We start from the raw sequence: 19,262 nt of genomic DNA, 5'->3' as shown, positions 1-19,262 counted from the left end.
GAATCTTCAGCGCTTGCAGGTTTGACCGGGCTGGACTCCCGCCCCGTATCGAGTACAGGACGGGCTCTTCGCGGGAACGACGGGATTGGCCCGGTGGCCCAGGCGGTGGGCCGCCTGGGATTCTTCAGTCGCGGCCGCTCCCACGCCGCACGCAGCGGGGGCCACCGAAGATCGCGGGCAGCCGCAAGGGCTGCCCTACACGGATTGACGGTTACGCGAGGGGTTCATTCCAGGGGGGTGAAGTCTGACGGGACCCCCATCCCAACCTTCCCCCTTCCAGGAGAAAGGGGCTCGGCCGGAGTCTTCTAGAAGCCGCCCATACCGCCCATGCCGCCCATACCTCCCATGCCGCCCATACCGCCCATGCCACCCATACCGCCCATGCCACCCATGCCTCCCATGCCGCCCATGCCCGCGTCGGCGCCGGGTGGCGGTTCCTGGGGAACGAAGCCGGTCTCGGCGACCACGACTTCGGTGGTGAGGATGAGGTTGGCGATGGAGACCCCGTTCTTGAGGGCCGACTCGGTGACCCTGGCCGGGTCGATCACGCCGTCGGCGACGAGATCGCCGTATTCGCCGGTGAGCACGTTGAGCCCGTAGTTCGGGTTCTGCTGCTCCTCCTGCCCGCGGCGAATGTTGTTGATGACCACGCCGCCGTGGAGGCCGGAATTGTGGGCGAGTTGCCGCACGGGCTGGGCCAGCGCGAGGCGCAGCGCCCGCACGCCGGCTTGTTCATCGCCGGAGGTCGCTTCTTCGACGGCGTCCAGCGCGCCGGCGGCATTGAGCAGGGCCACGCCGCCGCCGGGGACGACGCCCCGCTCGATCGCCGCTCGCGTGGCTGCGAGGGCGTCCTCGACGCGGGCCTTCTTTTCCTTAAGCTCGACTTCGGTGGCGGCGCCGACGTTGATGACAGCCACGCCGCCGGAGAGCCGTGCGCGACGCTCCTCGATTTGGTCCCGGTCGTACTCGGATTTCGCTTCTTCGATCTCCACCTTGAGCTGCTGGAGGCGTGCCTGGATGGCGGCCGGACGGCCCTTGCCACCCTCGATGGTCGTCTCTTCCTTGCGGCAGATCACGCGTCGCGCCTGTCCCAAGTCGTCGATGGTGGCGTCTTCGAGCTTGCGTCCCGTATCCGGACCGAAGCATGTGCCGCCGACGAGGATGGCGATGTCTTCCATCATGTACTTGCGGCGATCGCCGTACCCCGGGGCCTTGACGCCCAGCGAGTTGAGATTCCCGCGCTGGTTGTTCACTAGCAGCACGGCCAGCGGGTCACCCGCCAGCTCGTCGCTGATGACCACAAACTCCTTCTTGCCCGCTTGATTCAACTGGTCCAGCAAGGGGACGAGGTCGTGGATGTGGGTGGGCTTGGAGTTGGTGACGAGGATGTATGGGTCTTCGATGATGGTCTGCATGTTGTCGCGGTCGGTGACGAACTCGGGCGAGGCATAGCCCTTGTCAAACGTCATGCCCTCGGTGTGGTCGATCTCGGTTTCGAGACCCCTGGACTCGTCGACCGTGATAGCGCCCTCCCGCCCGACGGTGTCCATGGCCTGGGCGATGAGCTCGCCGATCTCGTCGTCCCCGGACGCGATGGCGGCGATGTTGGCGATCTCGTCACGGTGCCGGATCGGCGTCGCCTGGCGTCGGAGCGCGTACTGCACTTCTTGCGTGGCCTTGTCGATGCCGCGGCGCAGCATCATGGCGTTGGCGCCGGCGGCCATGCTGCGCAGCGCCTCGGTGAGCACGGCCTGCGCCAGCACGGTGGCCGTGGTGGTGCCGTCGCCGGCGGATTCGCCGGTGCGGCTGGCCGCCTCCTTGATGAGCTGCGCGCCCACGTCCTTGAACTCGTCGTCGAGATCGATCTCCTCGGCCACGCTCACGCCGTCATGGGTGATGGTGGGGGCGCTGTATTTCTTGCCCAGCGCCACGTTGCGCCCCTTGGGTCCCAAGGTCGAGCGCACCGCGCGGGCAATGACCTCCACGCCGTCGGACAGTTCCTGGCGGGCTTCTTCGGCGAGCACGATCTGCTTAGGCATGGTTTCCTCTCGGGCGCATGGCGCCGGACGTCATGGGTTGGTAGAAGGCCGCCGCGGGACGTTCGCCGCAGCGGAAGAATCCAATTTCGCCCAATTTTAGGGGTGGTTTGCTGCCGGATCAATGCCCCGCCTCGACGGGCTGGCCATGAGGTCCGATTGCGGCGCCCAAATGTGGTCCAATGGCCTGGGATCCAGGCAGGCAGCGGGAGAAGACCCATGCGGCTCATCATTGCCGGTTGTGAGTACAGCGGAACGACGACGCTGGCCGAGGGTATCGGCAAATGGGCGGAAGAGACGCTCGGCGGCAAGCCGGGGAGTCATGACCATTTCAAGGGCCCACCGGAGAAGAACCTGACGGCCGAGGAAGAAGCGCAGTTTTCGGCGTTGAAGCCGCGGCTGCTCGAGATGTTCCAGCGGTATCAGATCGAATACCACTTGCAACCAGGGTTCTATGCCTACCCCGACCACGTGATGGTGGGCATGCACCTGGAGGATGCGGTGTACGCGCCGCTGTACTACGGCTACGGCGGTCCGGGCCAATATGCGGAGCGCACGGAGTTCGCGCGCCACACGGAGCAGCGAATCCTCGACCTGGCGCCGGACGTGATTGAGATTCTCGTCAGGGCCACGCCCGAGGTCATCCGGCAACGCATGCGCGAAGCGCCCCATCGAATTCAAACGATCAAGGAGGCCGACGTCGAGTACGTGCTGGAGCAGTTCGAGAAGCAGCACGCCGCGTCGCTGATTCGCAACAAGATGGAGATCGACACGTCGGAGACGAGCGTGGACGACTGCGTGGCGCAGTTCGTCGAGTTCTACGAGCCGCTGATGACCGACGCCGATCGTGTGCGAGCCCTGGTGACGCGCGCGCGCCGCGCCGGCGAGTGGTTCTGAGCGCGTCGTTGGGCTGTCGGCACGGGTTGACGATCCCGGCGCCGAGGCGCTGGGCGTCCTGCCGGCGAATGGCGGCGGGCAATTGCCGAAGTGAAGTCGCGGTTACCATTGTTAAACGCGCTACAGTTACCAGTGTTCCGCGCGCTAGACTTCAAGGATTCCCCAGGAGGCACGCGTCGTGATGTCAATTCCTCGCCTGCGATGGACGATGATCTTGGCCGTCGCCGTTGTCGGCGTACTGGTCCTCGCCGCGTGCGATGCGCCTGGAACGGATTCCGGCAGCGAGCCGGACCCAACCGTGACCGTGGTGGTGATTGGGGGGGAGACTTCTCCCACGCCAGAGGCAACGACCGCCGCGGCCACGCCGCCGCCGACGCCGGAGCCGATTCCGACCGATACTCCCGTGCCAATTGCCACGCCGACACCGATTCCGACCCCAGTTCCAACACCGACGCCTCAACCCGCTCCGACGCCGACGCCCGCGCCGACGCCTGCCGCGACGCCGGAGCCCGAGCCCACGCCCGTGGTGGTGCCGGTGCTGGCCCTGGTGATCGCGGACGTGCTGAACGTGCGCAACCAGCCGGGCGTGGAGGGCAGCGAGGTCGAATACGTGGTTCGCGAGAACGACGAAATCGAGGTTACGGGCGTGGTGGTGATCCTGGCCGACGGCGCGTGGCGGGAAACGGCCGACGGGAACTGGGTTTCCGAGCAATGGCTGGGTCGCGGCGCATTCGCCGACGTGGAGCACGCCGGCGTGGCCGTGGTGATTCCGGCCGACGGCCTGAACGTGCGCGACGTGCCGGACCCTGAGACGAGCACGGTGCAGTACGTGGCCTACGGCGACTCCGAGGTGACGCTGACCGGCGTGATCGAGGTTGTCGACGGCATCGTCTGGCGCGAGTTGGACGACGGGACCTGGGTCCAGGCCCGGTATCTGCAGATCGCGCCGCAGGAGTCGCCGGTATAGCCCGGGCGGACGGCGTCGAGCGCGGGCCGTGTGTTTGCCTGCCGTCGGCTTGCGCCGGCAGGCCGTGGCCTGGCCGGTAGAGAGCGCCGACCATCACCGAGTCGACTGAGAGCGTCGCCCGCGAGGCGATGCGACATTTGCGCCGGGTGGACGCCGTGATCGGTCGGCTTATCGACGAGTGCGGACCGTTTCCGCCGCGTGCTCCCGGCGATCCGTACGAGGCGCTGATTCGCAGCATCATGTTCCAGCAGCTGGCCGGGGCGGCGGCCAGCGCCATCTTGGGCCGGCTGCTGGCGCACTTCGGGTCGGACGGGCGATATCCGACTCCGGAAGAGTTGCTGGGGACGACGGACGAGCAGTTTCGCGCTGCGGGCGTGTCCCGGCAGAAGGCCGGCTACCTGCGTGATTTGGCGCAGCATCTTCAGGACGGATCGCTGAATTTGGGCGCGCTGCCGGCGAGCGACGACGCAGAGGTGATCGAGCGGCTCACGGTGGTGCACGGCGTCGGCGTGTGGACGGCGCAGATGTTTCTGATGTTTCAACTGGGGCGACTGGACGTGCTGCCGGTGGGGGATCTTGGGGTGCGACGCGGGATGCAGGTCGCCTATGCCCTGGCCGAGACGCCATCCCCAGCCGAGGCGACGGTGATCGGTGCGCGCTGGACCCCGTTTCGCAGCGTGGGTGCGTGGTACATGTGGCGCGCGGCGGATATTCGGACGCCGGGGGCGTAGCTCGAGGACGGTGCTGAGCGACCCCGTGTCGGCGGCGCTCGCCGCAGTTCAGCAGGATCGCTGGTCAGCTGAAGCCGGGCCGTAGGCCACCTGAGCCATCCCCCTACCGAGAGACTTGTGCAGAATCCGGTCGGACGAACGGTGGTCGTAGGAATCCCACCAGCCCCAGGTTCAGTGACAGGTGGATTCCCGCCTTCGCGGGAATGACGGAGGGACTTTGCAACGGTCTCTTTCCGGGGGAAGGGGCCGGAATCGAGGGTTTCTAGGTGAAGCGTCCGCGTCCGCTGATGGGCCAGATGTCCACGACCTCGTCGTCCTGCAGCACGTACAGGGTGTCGTGCAGGTTGAAGGTGCCGCAGCCGTGCCAGGGCGTGACGCGCACCTGATCGCCGGGCCGCAGGTCGGGAGCGCCGTCGAGCATCTTGACGTGCAGATGCTCTTCGGCCACGACCTCGATTTCCAGACCTTCCGGATCGTCGATCACCGGGAATCCGCTAGGCTCGAAGGCAATTGACTTGCGTCCGCCGTCGAGGTGCACGTAGCCCGGCTTGGCGCGGCTGGTGACGCTGGTGAGGATCCAGAAGGCCTGGGTGAAGGCGTGGCCGGCGTGGGGGCGGAACCAGGCGTCCATGGTGACGTAGGTGCCGGCCTGGAGCTCGGTCCAGCCGTTGATAGTGCCGGTGATGTCGAAGGTGTTGGTGGCGCCGCCGGTGACCTCGCGGACGGGGATTCCCTCGGACTCGCACAACTCGCGCGTCTCGATGACCGGCGCCAGGGCGGCGCGGGCGGCCGCGTTGCGCTCGTCCCAGTCCTCGATGCCCACGGTGTGGCCCTCGTAGGCCATGAGGCCGGTGAACTCCAGCCCGGGCCGGTCCATGATGCGGCGCGCGAGGGCCAGCGCCGGCTCATGGGGCGGCACGCCGGCGCGCGGTCCGCCGACGTCGATCTCCACGACGACGCCGATGGTCACGCCGTGGCGCTGCGCCGCCGCCGAAATCTCGTCGACGTTGGCGGGGTCGTCCACTTCCACCGAGACGCGGGCACGATGCGCCAGCCGGCACATGCGCTCGATCTTGATCGGGCCGACGACCTGGTTGGCGATGAGCACGTCCTCGATGCCGCCATCGACCATGGCCTCGGCCTCACCGACCTTGGCGCAGGTTAGGCCCACGGCCCCCGCCTCGACTTGCAGGCGGCCAATGGCCGGGTTCTTGTGCGTCTTGGCGTGGGGACGCGTGTGCACCGGACGGAAGCGCACGAAGTCCTCGAGGGTCTTGATGTTCTGCTTGACGAGGTCCAGGTCGATGATGGCGGCGGGCGTGTCGATCTCGTCGATGGTGCGGGGAGGTCGATCCACGAGCGTGTGCCTCGGTTGCTGGCGAACGAAGGGTATCGCGACGCTCGCCGGCGCGCGGGGAATCAGGCTTGTCGTGGCCCGCACGGCTTGCTGCGAACGTTCGGCGCTCTGCTTGGCCAGGTCTTCGGTGTACGCGCGCCGACGCTGCCGCCGGGCACGCAGCCATCGCGCCCCGCGTCCGAGCATGAACGCGGCCGCGGCCAGCAGGCCCAGGTACGCGAGCCCTATGGCGGTCAAGTCGACGATGTAGCGACGAAACTCGGGGACGGCGTCGAGATCGACGTAGCCGGGGCCCGCGGCGAAGCCAATGGCGACGGGACTGCCGAGCGCGAGCGACATGAGGCATAGGTCGACGACGACCCGGGGTCGCAGCGGCAGGCGTGGACGAGCCCGCAGAAAGGCCGTCCACAACTCAATGACGAGGGCGGGGCCCAGGAATCCCGCCAGCGCATGCGGCAGGTTGACGACGTCGTTCCAGACGGCGGCAATCACGCCCACCGCCAGCGCAGGTCCGGGTCGCGTGCCGACCTGTGCGGCCGCCATGGCGAGCATTGCCAGCACCACGGCGCCGGCCGCGGGCTGGATGACGAAGATCCGTGTGGCGCCGTACGCCAGTACCGCGGCGGCTCCGGCAACGACCAGCGTGCGCGGCCACGGAGCGCCGGACAGCGACAGGGCGCGTCGATCGAGCGAAAGGCTCCGGCGGCCAGCGAGCGTCATGGCGCGCCGCAATCAGCGCGGAGCGTGGTTTTCATCTGTGGAATGCGCGCGTAGGATAGGGCCATGGACAAGTCTCACACGATGCCGCGGTTTCCACGGGGTCACAAGGACCCGGTGGGAATCTGGCTGTGGGGCGACCCGGCCGAGATTCGAGATTATCTCGAGCTTGGGGTCGTGGGGCTGGTCACGAACACCATTGTGCTGGATCAGCTCACGGACTCCTACGGTCCGATGATCCGGGTGATCGAGCGGTATCTGAACTTGCCGCACGACGGCCCGCTCGTGGTGGAGGTCGATGGCGACACCACGGAGGAGATCGAGCGCGTGTCGCGGGTGTTCACCGCGATGTCGCCGCGGGTGGTGCTGAAGATTCCTTGCACCATGCGGGGGCTGCGCGCGGTGGTGCACCTGAGGGCCGAGGGCCACCTGAGCATGGTGACGACGACGTTTTCCGTCAGCCAGGCCGTGGCCGCCGCGTCGGCCGGGGCGGCATACATCGCGCCGTTCACGGGACCGCAGATCGACGCCGGGGCGGATGCCGGAAAGATCATCGGCGACATCGTCCGCGTGATTGGGCGCAGCGGCGAAACCTCTCCCTACCTGGCGGCGGGCATCGTGCGCACGACCATCGCCGCCGACACGGCGATTCGCGCCGGCTGCGACGGCATCGTGATCTCGCCGGCGACCTTCGAGGAGATGCTGCTCCATCCGGGCACGGCGGAGTGGAACGCCACGTTCCGCCGCCATTGGGACCAGATGGAGGCGAAAGGCGCGCTGGAAGGCGTGGTGGACGCGCCCGCGACGACCGAATCCCTGGTGGGGACGCCGAGCGGCTAGCTCTCGTCGATGTCCCAATCGATCTACAAGACCAGGGACTAGTCCGGGTGGTCGGCGGCACGGGGGATTGATGTGATGCTGACGCGCAGGCGACGCGAGTGGTGGCGCCCGGTTCGCGCGGCACTGGCGGCGGTGGTGATTGTGGTCGCGGGCGCTCTGACGACCGCGCCTCCCGTCGGGGCCTTGGATTGCGTGGGCGCCCTCGTCGACGACGGCTGCCTTTTCACCGTTACCGGCGGAGACACCCGCGACCCCAATGACGGCTATGCCGTGACCAATGCCGATGGCGTGCCCTTGTGGGATTTCGTCCAAGAGCGCGACCTCCAGGCCATCGGCTATCCCATCAGCCAGCGGTGGGTCGATGGGCCGTTCACTCTCCAGGCGTTCCAGAAGGTCATTTTGCAGTGGGACCCGGGCAAGCAGCGGATGAACTACTACAACACCCTCGACGTGCTCGCGAATCGCTTTCCCGAAGTGCAGCTCCCCAACGTCCCGCCGCATCAGGTTTTGGAAGCGGATCGGGGGGCCACTTTCGGCACGATCATCCGCAACCACCTGGCGCTACTGGACCAGAACGCGGCGATCAAAGAGCGGTTTCTGAGCGAGCCGGACTGGCTGAATCTCTACGGCCTGCCGATCCGTTACGAAGAGCGGGAGGTGAATGGCATTCCGCAGGGCTTGCAGATGCTACGGGCGCAGCGGACGGTGTTCGTGATCTGGAACGTGCCGGCGCCGGGGACGGCGGTGGGCCGGGTGAACCTGCAGAACGTGCCGGACAAGGTGAAGAAGTTGAGCAACGTGATCATTCCGGACACGGCAAAGGCGCTGGTATCCGCGCCACCGCCGTCGTCCGGAGCGTTTGCCGTCGTCAGCACCGGCGAGTTGCACACCTGCGGGGTGCGCCCCAACGGCGTGGTGGCCTGTTGGGGCTTCGACGGCGCCGGCCAGTCCACGCCGCCGGCTGGGGCGTTCATCACCCTAAGCGCCGGGTCGTTACACACCTGCGGAATTCGAGCCGACGGCACCGTGGCCTGTTGGGGGTCTAACCGCGATCGCCGGGCGTCGCCGCCGCCCGGGGCGTTCGTCGCCATCGGCGCCGGCGACTTGCACAGCTGCGGGCTGCGGCCCGACGGGATGGTCGAGTGCTGGGGCGACAACGACTTTGGCCAGTCCGCGCCGCCTGGTGGGGCATTCGTCGCCATCAGTACGGGTGCCTGGCACAACTGCGGGGTGCGGCCCAACGGAACCGTCGAATGCTGGGGCGACAACGACGCTCGCCAATCAGCACCGCCTGGCGGAGCCTTCGCCGCGGTCAGCGCCGGGAGGTACCACACGTGCGGAGCGCGGACCGATGGAACCGTGGCCTGTTGGGGATCCGACCGTGCCGGCCGGACGACCCCGCCGGCCGGGACATTCGCGTCCGTGAGCGCTGGGGCCTCGCACTCCTGCGGGGTGCGGCCCGACGGCGCGGTTGATTGTTGGGGCGCCGGCCGCTATGGCCAAGCCAACCCGCCTGGTGGGGCGTTTGCGGCCGTCAGCGCCAGTGATTTCCGCACCTGCGGGGTGCGGCCAGGCGGTGCGGTCGAGTGCTGGGGCGCTGAATTTGCAGACCTGATCAGGCCGCCTGATGGGGCGTTCGCCGCCGTCGGCGCCGGGGTGTTCCAGACATGCGGGGTGCGGCCCGACGGCGCCGTCACGTGCTGGGGGGCTTATGACCGTGGCCAAGGCAGGCCGCCGCCCGGGGCATTCGCTGCCGTCAGCGGTGGGCGTTGGCACACGTGCGGACTGCGGACCGACGGTGCGATCGAATGCTGGGGCTCCAACCACAGCGGCCAATCCACGCCGCCCGATGGGGCGTTCACTGTCGTCGACGCCGGCGCCTGGCACAACTGCGGGGTGCGCCTCGATGGCGCGGTGGCGTGCTGGGGATTCAACTCCAACGACCGGGCCACGCCGCCGCCCGGGACCTTCGCCGCCGTCAGCGCGGGGCGCTACCACACGTGCGGAGTGCGTGCCGACGGCGCGATCGAGTGCTGGGGCAGTGACTCCCATGGCCAATCCACGCCGCCTGATGGGGCGTTTGTGGCCGTCAGCGCGGGGAGGTATCACACGTGCGGGCTGCGCACCGACGGTGCGGCGGCATGTTGGGGGTTTGACGGAGACGGCCGGGCCACACCGCCCGCCGGGACGTTCGCCGCGGTCAGCGCGGGGGGACTTCACAGCTGCGGGATGCGCAGTGACGGCACGATCGAATGCTGGGGCGATGACTATTTGGCGCATGCCCCGGGCGGGAGGTTCGTCGCCGTCAGCGCCGGCGACTTTCACACCTGCGGGGTGCGGGCCGACGGCACCGTCGTCTGCTGGAGCGGCCGCAGCGACGGCTAGCTGTCGTCCACGTCCCAATCGATCAAGACGCCGAGGGTTTGGTCCGTGTGGTCGTGGAGCAGGTGGAAGGCTTCGGGCGCCCGTGTGTAGGGGAAGTGATGCGTTGTCATGCGGTCGGCGTCGATGGCGCCCGACTCAAGCAGCGCCAGCGCCCGCCGCGCCGATCCCGTGTGCCACTGGCCGCCGAAGTAGCCGCCCAGGATGCGCCGTCCCTGGATCACGTCGGAGGTGAGCGGCAGGATTTGATGCTCGTATTTGCCGATGAGATGCAGCGTGCCGCCGCTGGAGAGCATGTCCATGCCCTGCTCGAAGGCCCGCGGGCCGGCGGGTCCGCCCACGGCGTAGACCACCAGCTCGGCGCCGACGCCGCTGCTGAGCTTCCTGACCGCCGCCACGGGGTCTTCCTCGGCCGCGTTGATCACGTGGTCCGCGCCTAGCTCGGCGGCCAGCTCGCAGCGCAACGGCGCGGCGTCGACCGCGACGAGGCGCACGCCGCCAATCTCGCGCAATACCTGGAGCATGAGACTGCCGACCAAACCCTGGCCCAGGACGACGATGACGTTGTCGCGCTCGAATGGGGCGATGTCCACCCAGCGGACGGCCGACGCGCCGAGCATCCAGTAGGGCGCCTGGTCCCAGGTGACGCCGGGCGTGAGCGAGAAAATCTCGGGGATCTTGCCTTGCACTTCGGGAATGGCGGCGCACACGACAAATTGCGCGTGGGGCGCGACGGCTCCCACGCGGTCGCCGATGTTCAGGTGCTCGACACCTTCTCCCAGCGCATCGACCACGCCGGCCATGGAATAGCCCATCATCTGCGGGTCGATGGCCTCGTCCATGACATACCGCCGGCCGATTTCCGAGCCGCGGCTGATGAGGCTGCGCACGGCCTTGACGCGGACTTGCCCGTAGCCCGGCTCGGGAACCGGGGCGTCCTCGAGCATCACGTTGCCCCGTCCCTCGGGCTTTGCCATTCGCTTCATGTCGTCTCCCGTCCTTGTGGCGCCGCGTTGGGCTCCGGCTATGTGTCCTCGAGCGTCCAGTCGAGCAATACGCCCAGCGTCTCGCCGGATCGCAGGTAGAGCAGGTCGAAGGCGGCGGGCGCTTCGCTGAACGCGAATCGGTGGGTCGTCATGAGGTCGGTATTGATGGCGCCGGTGGCCAGCAGGTCCATGCCCCGCTTGGCTTCCGCCATGCGCTTGGTGCGGGGGTAGTAGCCCTCGAACATGCGCTTGCCGGCGAACTTGTGGCTCCAGAAGGGTAGGGGCGCGTCCTCGTAGCGTCCGACGAGGTGCAGCAGACCGCCGCGCGCCAGCATGTCCAGGCTCTGATCGAAGGCCTTGGGTCCGGCCGGGCCGCCGACGGCGTAGACCACGATCTCGGCGCCGAGGCCGCCGGTGAGCTTGTGGACGGCCTCTACAGGGTCCTCGCGGGCGGCGTTAATCACCACGTCGGCGCCGAGCTCTTCGGCCATCTCGCAACGCAGGTCGAGCGCGTCGATCGCCACCACGCGGTGGATGCCGTTGGCCTTGTGCACTTGCAGTAGCAGGCTGCCGACGAGGCCCTGGCCGACGATGACGATGGTGTCGGTGGGCGCGGCTTCCTCGCCGGCCGCCCACGTCACGCAGCCGCTGACGAGCGACCAATACGGCGCGGCGTCGAAATCGACCGCCGGGTCGATGGGATAGACGAGCGGCCGGTCGTCGTCGGAGCGCATGATGGCGTCGCGCACCACGTAGTCCGCGTGCGGCGCCGAAATGACGACGCGATCCCCGACGGCAATGTGCGTGACCGATTCGCCGACCGCGTCCACGATGCCGGACATGGAGTAGCCCATCATCTGCGGGTCGATGGCTTCGTCGCGGGTGTAGCGCCGGCCAATCTCCGATCCACGGCTGATGAGGCTGCGGACGGCCTTGACACGGACCTCGGTCGGGCCGGGCTCGGGGATTGGGACCTCTTCGAACGCCAGGTTGTAGCGACCGGCCGGTTTCGCGAGGCGCCTCATGTGGGGACTCCATGCGGGACGGCGATGCGCCGGTGCGACGGGTTCATGATGCCAGTGAGTGGTCGGGGAGGCGAGAGAAAAGTGGCGCCGCGGCTTCTGGAGTCTGCGAGCGGCGTGCGGGCTAGGTCGACGTGCGGCCCGAGGTGTCGGTCTTTGATCCAGGGCGTCCGGGGTTGAGGATCTTAGATTTCTCGCTCCGCTCGAAATGACAGTAAGCGGCCGCTAGTCCGCCAGACCGCCGCAATGCAGATCCATTGCGAGGGAGCGAAAGTTGTGCACGCGGTGGATGGTGCAGAGGTCGGCGTCGTGCTGGTCCTCGGCGTCGCGGCTGGTGCGGGAGAGGATCACCAGGTCGTCGCCGTCGATGGCGGCGCTGGGATACATGAAGCTGCGGTGCACGCTGTCGGGCCAGCGCGCCACGCAGCCCGCGGGGAACCAGTTGAGGCAGTCGACGCCGTAGTGGAGAAAGAGCCAGCGGCGCTCGTTACCGGGGCCGCCGGTGTACCCGGTCTCCCGCATGCGGTCGCCCCAGCCGAGGACGTCCTGCGAGTTGGTGGGCAGGTTGCTCAGCATCCAGTACATGCGGTGCGGCTCGTCGTGAATGATGAAGAACTTGCACTGCCCGCCGGGCCAGGCGGCGAACTGGGTGAAGCGGAGGACGTTGGTCGCTTCGTCATAGTCGAGCACGGCTGCGACGTTCGCCGTGGCGTAGTTGTCGATGACCGACCGGACGAAAACGCGGATCTTGCCGGCAACCTCGACCGTGTTGGGCTCCAGCCAGACGAACGGCGACGGCGAGCCGCGATGGAGCTTCGACCCGTGGTCTGGGCTGTAGAGCCCGCGCGTGAGGGCCGTCGGCAGCTCCGGCAGCGGCACGACGTTGGAGAGCGACCAGGCGTCCGGGTCGAACGGCGACCTGGCGCGGTCCCAGCGCACCATGACCTTGCCCTTGTAGTCGATGCCGGCGGAGTCATGGTCCATGGCCCAGTAGAGCGCGTCGGGGCGGATGACCTGGGCCGTGGAGATGTTCCACAGCGGCCCTTCGATGACGGTGCGGGGCTCGGTCCAGGTTTCGCCGAGATCGTCGCTGGTGACGAGCTGAAAGTCGCGGTGGGTCCGCTCTTGCACGAACATCAGCAGCTGGCCGTCCACGACGAAGGGGCGCCCCTCCTCGTAGGGCAGCGTGGGCAGGTCGGTCCAGGTCGCGCCGCTGTCGGTACTGCGAAGGATCCGCAGCGAGCGCCCCACGTCCGTGCCCTTCCGGCCCCACTGCGGCGCCGCGACGATCAGCGTGCCGTCGTCGAGCCGGACCAGGTTCGGGTCGTGGAAGAAGTGGCGCTTGGGATCCGGCACGCGGGCGGCGATGGTGAAGTCCTGGGCCAGTGGGGTGACGTTGGGATTGGGCATCCTGAGTTCTCAGTCGAAGTGATCCGACTTCGGCAGAAGACGGTCCGCTGATGCCGTTAGCGTGCCATTTGGGCACGTTGGCCTCGGTGCAGCCCGGGGACGCCGCGTTGTCCCGCGTGGGTGCTTGGGCAAGATAGACCGGTACAATTGAACTTGCGGCGGCGCCGGTCGGCTTGAGTCCAATGCGATCTCACAGGTCCACGGCTCGCAGGGGCGCGCGGCGCGCGAATGCTCGATTCGATCGTGTGCCGATGGCCACTGGAGAGACTTAGGACATGTGGACGGTGACTCTGGGGCGCGCCGGATGCTTGGCGTCGGGCGGGTCTGAGACCCGCCCCTACCGGACTCTGCGAGGATCTCTGCGCGTCGGAATTGTCGCGCTCGCGTTGAGCGTCGTTTGGTTCTTCGGATTTGCGGGGAAGACCCACGCGTGTAAGTGCGTGGAGCCGGGGTCACCGTCAGAAGAGTTGGGGAAGTTCGACGCGGTCTTCGCGGGACGGGTGATCTCCGTGCACCACTCGTACGACCCTGATGCACGGTCCGTTGGTCCCGATGACCGCAGCACGGTTGGCTTCGAGGTCAGCACCGTGTGGAAGGGTGCGGTTCACCAAACCATGACAATCACCACGCCGCCGACTGGCGGGAGTTGCGGGTATCGGTTTGTCGAAGGCGAGTCGTACGTCGTCTATGCGTATGACAGCCCTTACGGCGACGGCGGCTACACGGCGGGCATCTGCAGCCGGACGGCCTTGCTTGCTCAGGCACAAGCCGATATTGACGAGCTTGGGGATGGGGATGCGCCGTTGGCCGGGGCGAGTGGACCGTCGCCTGAGGAACGCGAGGGCGCGGACCCGGGCGGCGGGTGGTGGATCGCTATCGTGGCCGGCGCCGCGGTTGTCGTGGTTGGTGGGTCCTTTGCCTACCTTCGCATGAGGCGCCGGTAGCGGCTCGTCGGAATCCGGGAGGCCAGACTTGGCGGCCCCGGGGAATCGCTGTCTGCCGCGGGCGATCGCAAACGGGCGACCACTAGGGTCGCCCCTACACCGGTTTGAGGGACGATGGGTGGATTCCCGCCTCCGGGGGAATGACGGAGGGGCGACGGCTGAGAGGAGTTGGGGAGCGTTGTGCCCCGTTACGTGCTTCTTAGATTCCTCGCTGCGCTCGGAATGACAGAGGGGGCGGCTCAAGTGATGCACGTGGGTTACGGAGTCGGTGAGACTAGGGTGGATTCCCGCCTCCGCGGGAATGACGGGCCTGCGGGGTTCCCCTCACTCCGACCCTCTCCCCGTGGGAGAGGGCGCCGGACGGGATTCCGGCTCCCCGACTGCGCGGGGACAGGCTTAGCGACCCTTGGCGGTGAGGACGACCATTTCGAGGATTTCGTGGCTGGCTATGGAGCCGATGAACTCGCCGGTTTCGGAATCGGCCACGGGCAGCACGGTGAGGGAGTTTTCGGTCATTCGCTGGAGGAGATCCTCGAGCAGCTCGTCGGATTGCCCGAACGGCGTATCGCCGCGGAGGACCTGCTGCAGCGGCGTGCGATCCCACTCGCTGCGTGGGAGGTAGCGCAACATGCTCAAGGAGACGACGCCGGCTAGCTCGCCGTTTTTCATGACGACGTAGTCATGCTGTTCCGGCAGCAGCCAGTGTTCGGCGAATGTCTTGACGGTGAGCGACTGTTGCGGATAGTTGCGCGCTCGGTCCAGGACTTCGCCGACCCTGATGCCTTCCAGGGCGAATCGACTCAGCGACGGCGGCGCATTCGCTTGAGGAGCGACGGCCTCGGCGTGCTTGATCCGCTTGAGGGCGAGGCTGATGCCCATGGGTGTGAGCAGGATGTAAGCGAACATGACAAGCACCAGGAGTGAGAACACGCCCTCGTCGATGGCGCCCGTGTGCAGGAGCAACAGCAGCAGCGCAATCTCGGCCACGCCCTTGGCCATCAATCCCGCGGCGGTGGCGAGCGGGGCCTGGAGCCGGGTGACGTAGGCGCTGATGAAGGCCCCGGCGAATTTGCCGGCCAATGGCACCAGGGCCAAGACCAGGATGGTCACAAGGGGCAGACTCAGAAATTCAAGGCTCAGATTCAGGCCGGCGGAGGCGAAGAACAGCGGCACGAACAGGCCCTCGGCGGTGCCCTGCATGCCGGGCATGATGTCCCGCCGCACCTGGTAGGGCAGCATGGAAAGGGCCGCACCGAAAAGCAGCGCGCCCAGGGACCCATGCAGGCCGACCTTCTCGGCGCCGACGACGACCAGGAAGAGTCCGCCCAACAGCAATCCAAAGGAGAGCTGGGGCACCTGCATGAACCGCTGCAGAAAGACGATGACCTTGGGAAGGATCCTGGTGGATACGAACCAGGTGAGAATCGCGAAGCCGACGATTTGTCCCACCAGCGTGAATACGCTGAGCACATCGAGCGTGCGGGCTTCACCGCTGGCGTAGAAATGCTCGCTGATGGCAAAGCCGACGATGAATAGCCCGATCAGCTCAGCGATGACGACGGCGGTGAATATCTGAACGCCAACCGGTTCTCGCAGGCGACCCTCATCGATCAGCACCTTGGCGACGACGCCGAGGCTGGACAGCGATAGGACGCCGGCCACCCCGAGGGCCTGGGTGAAGTCGAGCCCCAACCCCAAGTCCACGATGACGTCCGTGGTGACGGCCAGGGAAATTAACAGCGATATGACCAGCGACAAGACCGAGGCAATGAAGAGCCGCCCGCGAATGGCCGAGATGAACCCGCGAATGTCGAGCTCATCCAGTCCGATGAGGAAGAAGAACAGAAAGATGCCGATGCCCAGGACGATTTCGACTTCGGAACCGGCTTCTACGAGCCCGGTGACGGGGCCCAGGATCACCCCGGTCGTGGCGTAGGCGATGATGGAGTTGAGGCCGAGGCGCTTGAAGACGCCTTCCAGCAGCTTGGCGACGACGATCAGCAGGCCGACGGCGAAGAGCGCGTCATGGATCTCCAACTGGTCGTTGCTCCCTTGGAACGATTGCAGTCAGGCGAAGGGCGCGAGAAGCGTTCGACAAGCCGGGAACTGCCAGGCCCGGCGCGATTATTGCCGATTACGGGGCGTCAAGTGCGACTGTCGGCGGGGCGACGGTTGTGAGGAGTTGACGGGCGTTGCGCATCGCCAATTGCCCCGTAGATTCCTCGCTGCGCTCGGAATAACGATGCTGCGGGAACGACGGACGGCGGGGATCCCCTCACCCCGACCCTCTCCCCGTGGGAGAGGGAGCCGGACCGGATTCCCGCTCCCCGCCTGCGGGGACTAGTGGAGGGTTACGCAAAAGTCTCCTTCCAGGGAAAGGGCGCCGGACCGGCGCGGATCAGGTGATGTTGGCGCGGCCGCCGGTGATGTCGAAGTTGGCGCCGGTGCTGAAGGCGCAGGCGGGGGAGGCGAGGAAGGCGACCAGGGCGGCGATTTCCTCGGGCTTTGCGGCGCGGCCCATGGGGATCTTGGCGACGAGCGGGGCGCGCATGGTCTGATCGGCGGCCAGCGAGGTCTCGGTGTCGACGGCGGCGGGCGAGACGGCGTTGACCAGCACGCCCTGTTGGACAAGCTCCATGGCGAGGGCGCGCGTGAAGCCGATGATTCCGGCCTTCGAGGCGGGATAGGCGGCGACATTGACATTGCCGTCCTTGGCCGAGATTGAGGCGATGTTGACGATTCGCCCGTAGCCCCGCTCGAGCATGTGCGGGACCACGGCGCGGCACATGCGAAACGTGCCGCTGAGGTTCAGGTCGAGGACTCGCTGCCAGTCGGCGTCGGTAGTCTCCCAGACGGGGGACGAATAGCCGGAGATGCCGGCGTTGTTGACGAGGATGTCCACTCGGCCCCAGCGCTCCGCCGCCTTGGCGACGCCGGCGCGCACCGAGACGTCGTTGGTGACGTCGAGGCGCAAGCCCAAGCACGGCGGGCCAGCCGCGCTCAAACTCTCGGCGACCGCACTGGCGCCCTCGCCGTCGATGTCGGCGAGGGTGACGTTGGCCCCGGCGGCGTGCAGGGCGCGCGCTGCGGCCCGGCCGATGCCCTTGGCGGCGCCCGTGACGATGGCGTGCTGGCCGTCCAGGCGGGTGGTGAGGACGGGCGGTTCGGTCAGCTCGGGCCTCAGTCCACCTTGAGCGGCCGACGGAGCTTGGCGGGCACGTCGATGATCGACGGGCGGTCGAGCTCCAGGGCGCGGCGCAGCGTGTCGCCGAGGTTTTCGGGATTGGCCCGCATGCCCACGGCGCCGAAGGCCTCGGCGTAGCGCACGAAGTCGGGGTTCACCAGGTCCACCTCGTAGGCGTTGTCGTAGTCGCGCACGAAGTCTTCCTTGATGGCGCCGTAGGCGTCGTCGTTGAAGATGACCATGGGGACGTTGATGCCGAGCTGCACGGCGGTGGCGAGCTCCTGTCCGGTGAAGAGGAAGCCGCCGTCGCCGCCGATGGCCACGGCCGGACGGTCGGGCGCGGCGAGCTTGGCGCCCAGGGCGACGGGGTAGGCATAGCCCAGCGTGCCGAACTGGAGTCCGTAGAGGAACGTGCGCGGCTCGTAGATGGGGAAGTGCTCGCGCGCCCAGTAGCCCCAGAGGTGCGGGTCGCAGGCGACGATGGTCTCGCGGGGGAGGGCCTCGCGCACGGTCCGCATTAGGCTCCACTCCAGCGGGGCCATTTGCGACAGGTCGCGGCGCACGTCGGCGCGGGCGGTGCGCGCCGTGTCCACCCAGTCGTCGCGGTCGACGTCGCCGCCATCGAGGGCGGCGGCGAGCGCGGTCAGCGCCAGCTTGGCGTCGGCGTGGATGCCGATCTCGGCCGGGTAGTTCTTGCCGGGCTGCGAGGGGTCGATGTCAATATGAATCAGGCGCTCGGGGATGGGCAGGGTCCACCTGGATGTGATCAGGTGCGGGAACACCGCGCCCACGGCGAGCATGGCGTCACTGCGCTCCATGAGGCGCGTGACGGGTCCGTGGGTGGAGATGTTGGTGAGCGCCAGCGGGTGGTCGTCGGGAATGGAGCCCCTACCGCTGCATGTGGTCAGCACCGGGGCGTCGAGGGTCTCTGCCACCTGTTGCAGCTCATCCCAGGCGCCCGAGTTGATGACGCCGCCGCCGGCCCAGATCAGCGGTCGCTCGGCGTCGCGCAGCAGCGCGGCGGCGCGCTCGAGGTCCCCCGAATCGCCGGCCGGGCGCGCCCAGGTCTCGCGATCGAGAATCTCGACCGGCCCGTCACTCTGAAAGACGTCGAGCGGGATCTCGACCACCGTCGGCCGGGGGCGGTTGATCTCCATGCGACGCATGGCTTCGTGGATGGCGCCGGGGATCTCGCCCGGAGACATTGCCTGCCGAGCCCACTGCGAGAGGCGGCTGAACACGCCGAACTGGTCCTTGCTCTCGTGGACCAATCCTTTGTCCTGGTAGAGAAAGGGCGAGAGGTCCTCGGCCATGATGTTGAGCAGGGGAACGCCGTCGCCGTAGGCCTCGCCCATGGGGGTGGCGATGTTGAGCGCGCCCGGTCCCGCTGTGCTCAGTACGCAGGCGGGCTTGCCGGTCACCCGGGCCACGCCAATGGCCATGTAGCCCGCGCCCTGCTCGTGCCGCACCAGCACGTGGCGGATGCGGTCCTGCTGCATGAGGCGGCCGTAGAGGTGCTCGGAGTGGTAGCCGGGGATGCCGAAGACGAGGTCGATGCCCTCGGCGATCAGGCTTTGCACAACGGCGTCGGATCCGGTCATCACGGGCACGCGGCACCTCCAGGTGCGATTGGGACTAGGCGGATGGTAGCGGGCACGGGCGCCGTCGTGGAACCGTGCATCGCGAGTGACTCGGCTCCATTGGGCACGCGCCCGGCGGAACCCCTCACCCTAACCCTTGTATGTGCCGGGGCGGGTATGTTCCGAGGACTCTCGGAATGTCCGAGGGC

The 19,262-nt window shown here is 67.6% G+C and carries 14 protein-coding genes; 6 read left to right on the top strand and 8 right to left on the bottom strand.

Annotation, left to right across the window (positions count from 1 at the left end; translation table 11 throughout):
• Positions 1-305: 305 nt before the first annotated feature.
• Positions 306-2,039 carry a chaperonin GroEL gene (gene groL / locus OXG79_06115; protein MCY3783342.1) on the bottom strand — a complete coding sequence of 578 codons (1,734 nt, stop codon included), beginning with the start codon at positions 2,037-2,039 and terminating at the stop codon, positions 306-308.
• 216 nt (positions 2,040-2,255) lie between these two features.
• Here groL and OXG79_06110 point away from each other — a divergent pair, with 216 nt between their 5' ends.
• The 3 genes from OXG79_06110 to OXG79_06100 all read left to right on the top strand — a co-directional run bounded on the left by OXG79_06110 (position 2,256) and on the right by OXG79_06100 (position 4,631).
• Complete coding sequence (locus tag OXG79_06110; GenBank protein MCY3783341.1) at positions 2,256-2,933, top strand: hypothetical protein; 678 nt, start codon at positions 2,256-2,258, stop codon at positions 2,931-2,933.
• A 181-nt stretch (positions 2,934-3,114) separates the two neighbouring features.
• Complete coding sequence (locus OXG79_06105; GenBank protein MCY3783340.1) at positions 3,115-3,900, top strand: hypothetical protein; 786 nt, start codon at positions 3,115-3,117, stop codon at positions 3,898-3,900.
• 128 nt (positions 3,901-4,028) lie between these two features.
• Positions 4,029-4,631 carry a DNA-3-methyladenine glycosylase 2 family protein gene (locus OXG79_06100; GenBank protein MCY3783339.1) on the top strand — a complete coding sequence of 201 codons (603 nt, stop codon included), beginning with the start codon at positions 4,029-4,031 and terminating at the stop codon, positions 4,629-4,631.
• Positions 4,632-4,893: 262 nt separating this feature from the next.
• On the opposite strand, the gene OXG79_06095 is transcribed toward OXG79_06100, so the two are convergent.
• The gene (locus tag OXG79_06095) at positions 4,894-6,708 is read right to left on the bottom strand and encodes a DSD1 family PLP-dependent enzyme (protein MCY3783338.1); all 1,815 of its coding nucleotides are present in this window, start codon (positions 6,706-6,708) and stop codon (positions 4,894-4,896) included.
• A 63-nt stretch (positions 6,709-6,771) separates the two neighbouring features.
• On the opposite strand from OXG79_06095, the gene OXG79_06090 reads away from it, so the two are divergent.
• Both OXG79_06090 and OXG79_06085 read left to right on the top strand, forming a co-directional pair.
• A complete protein-coding gene (locus tag OXG79_06090; GenBank protein ID MCY3783337.1) occupies positions 6,772-7,545 on the top strand; it encodes a hypothetical protein in 774 nt (257 codons plus the stop codon).
• Between the two features lie 75 nt (positions 7,546-7,620).
• Complete coding sequence (locus OXG79_06085; GenBank protein ID MCY3783336.1) at positions 7,621-9,930, top strand: hypothetical protein; 2,310 nt, start codon at positions 7,621-7,623, stop codon at positions 9,928-9,930.
• Here the strand turns inward: OXG79_06085 and OXG79_06080 are convergent.
• The 3 genes from OXG79_06080 to OXG79_06070 all read right to left on the bottom strand — a co-directional run bounded on the left by OXG79_06080 (position 9,927) and on the right by OXG79_06070 (position 13,345).
• Entirely contained in the window at positions 9,927-10,913 is a 987-nt protein-coding gene (locus OXG79_06080) for a zinc-binding dehydrogenase (GenBank protein MCY3783335.1), read from the bottom strand. The genes OXG79_06085 and OXG79_06080 overlap by 4 nt on opposite strands.
• A 38-nt stretch (positions 10,914-10,951) precedes the next feature.
• Complete coding sequence (locus tag OXG79_06075) at positions 10,952-11,938, bottom strand: zinc-binding dehydrogenase (protein MCY3783334.1); 987 nt, start codon at positions 11,936-11,938, stop codon at positions 10,952-10,954.
• Between the two features lie 222 nt (positions 11,939-12,160).
• The gene (locus tag OXG79_06070; protein MCY3783333.1) at positions 12,161-13,345 is read right to left on the bottom strand and encodes a sialidase family protein; all 1,185 of its coding nucleotides are present in this window, start codon (positions 13,343-13,345) and stop codon (positions 12,161-12,163) included.
• Between the two features lie 440 nt (positions 13,346-13,785).
• Between OXG79_06070 and OXG79_06065 the strand changes: the two genes are divergently transcribed.
• Positions 13,786-14,289 carry a hypothetical protein gene (locus tag OXG79_06065; GenBank protein MCY3783332.1) on the top strand — a complete coding sequence of 168 codons (504 nt, stop codon included), beginning with the start codon at positions 13,786-13,788 and terminating at the stop codon, positions 14,287-14,289.
• 396 nt (positions 14,290-14,685) lie between these two features.
• On the opposite strand, the gene OXG79_06060 is transcribed toward OXG79_06065, so the two are convergent.
• The 3 genes from OXG79_06060 to OXG79_06050 all read right to left on the bottom strand — a co-directional run bounded on the left by OXG79_06060 (position 14,686) and on the right by OXG79_06050 (position 19,074).
• Entirely contained in the window at positions 14,686-16,326 is a 1,641-nt protein-coding gene (locus OXG79_06060; protein ID MCY3783331.1) for a cation:proton antiporter, read from the bottom strand.
• A gap of 361 nt (positions 16,327-16,687) precedes the next feature.
• A complete protein-coding gene (locus OXG79_06055) occupies positions 16,688-17,431 on the bottom strand; it encodes an SDR family NAD(P)-dependent oxidoreductase (GenBank protein MCY3783330.1) in 744 nt (247 codons plus the stop codon).
• Between the two features lie 38 nt (positions 17,432-17,469).
• Positions 17,470-19,074 (bottom strand): thiamine pyrophosphate-binding protein, encoded by a 1,605-nt coding sequence (locus OXG79_06050; protein ID MCY3783329.1) that lies wholly within the window; start codon positions 19,072-19,074, stop codon positions 17,470-17,472.
• Positions 19,075-19,262 lie beyond the last annotated feature (188 nt).

The organism is Chloroflexota bacterium (assembly GCA_026706485.1).
Classification (GTDB): domain Bacteria; phylum Chloroflexota; class UBA11872; order UBA11872; family UBA11872; genus JAJECS01.
This window is presented reverse-complemented; position numbering and strand designations above follow the sequence as displayed.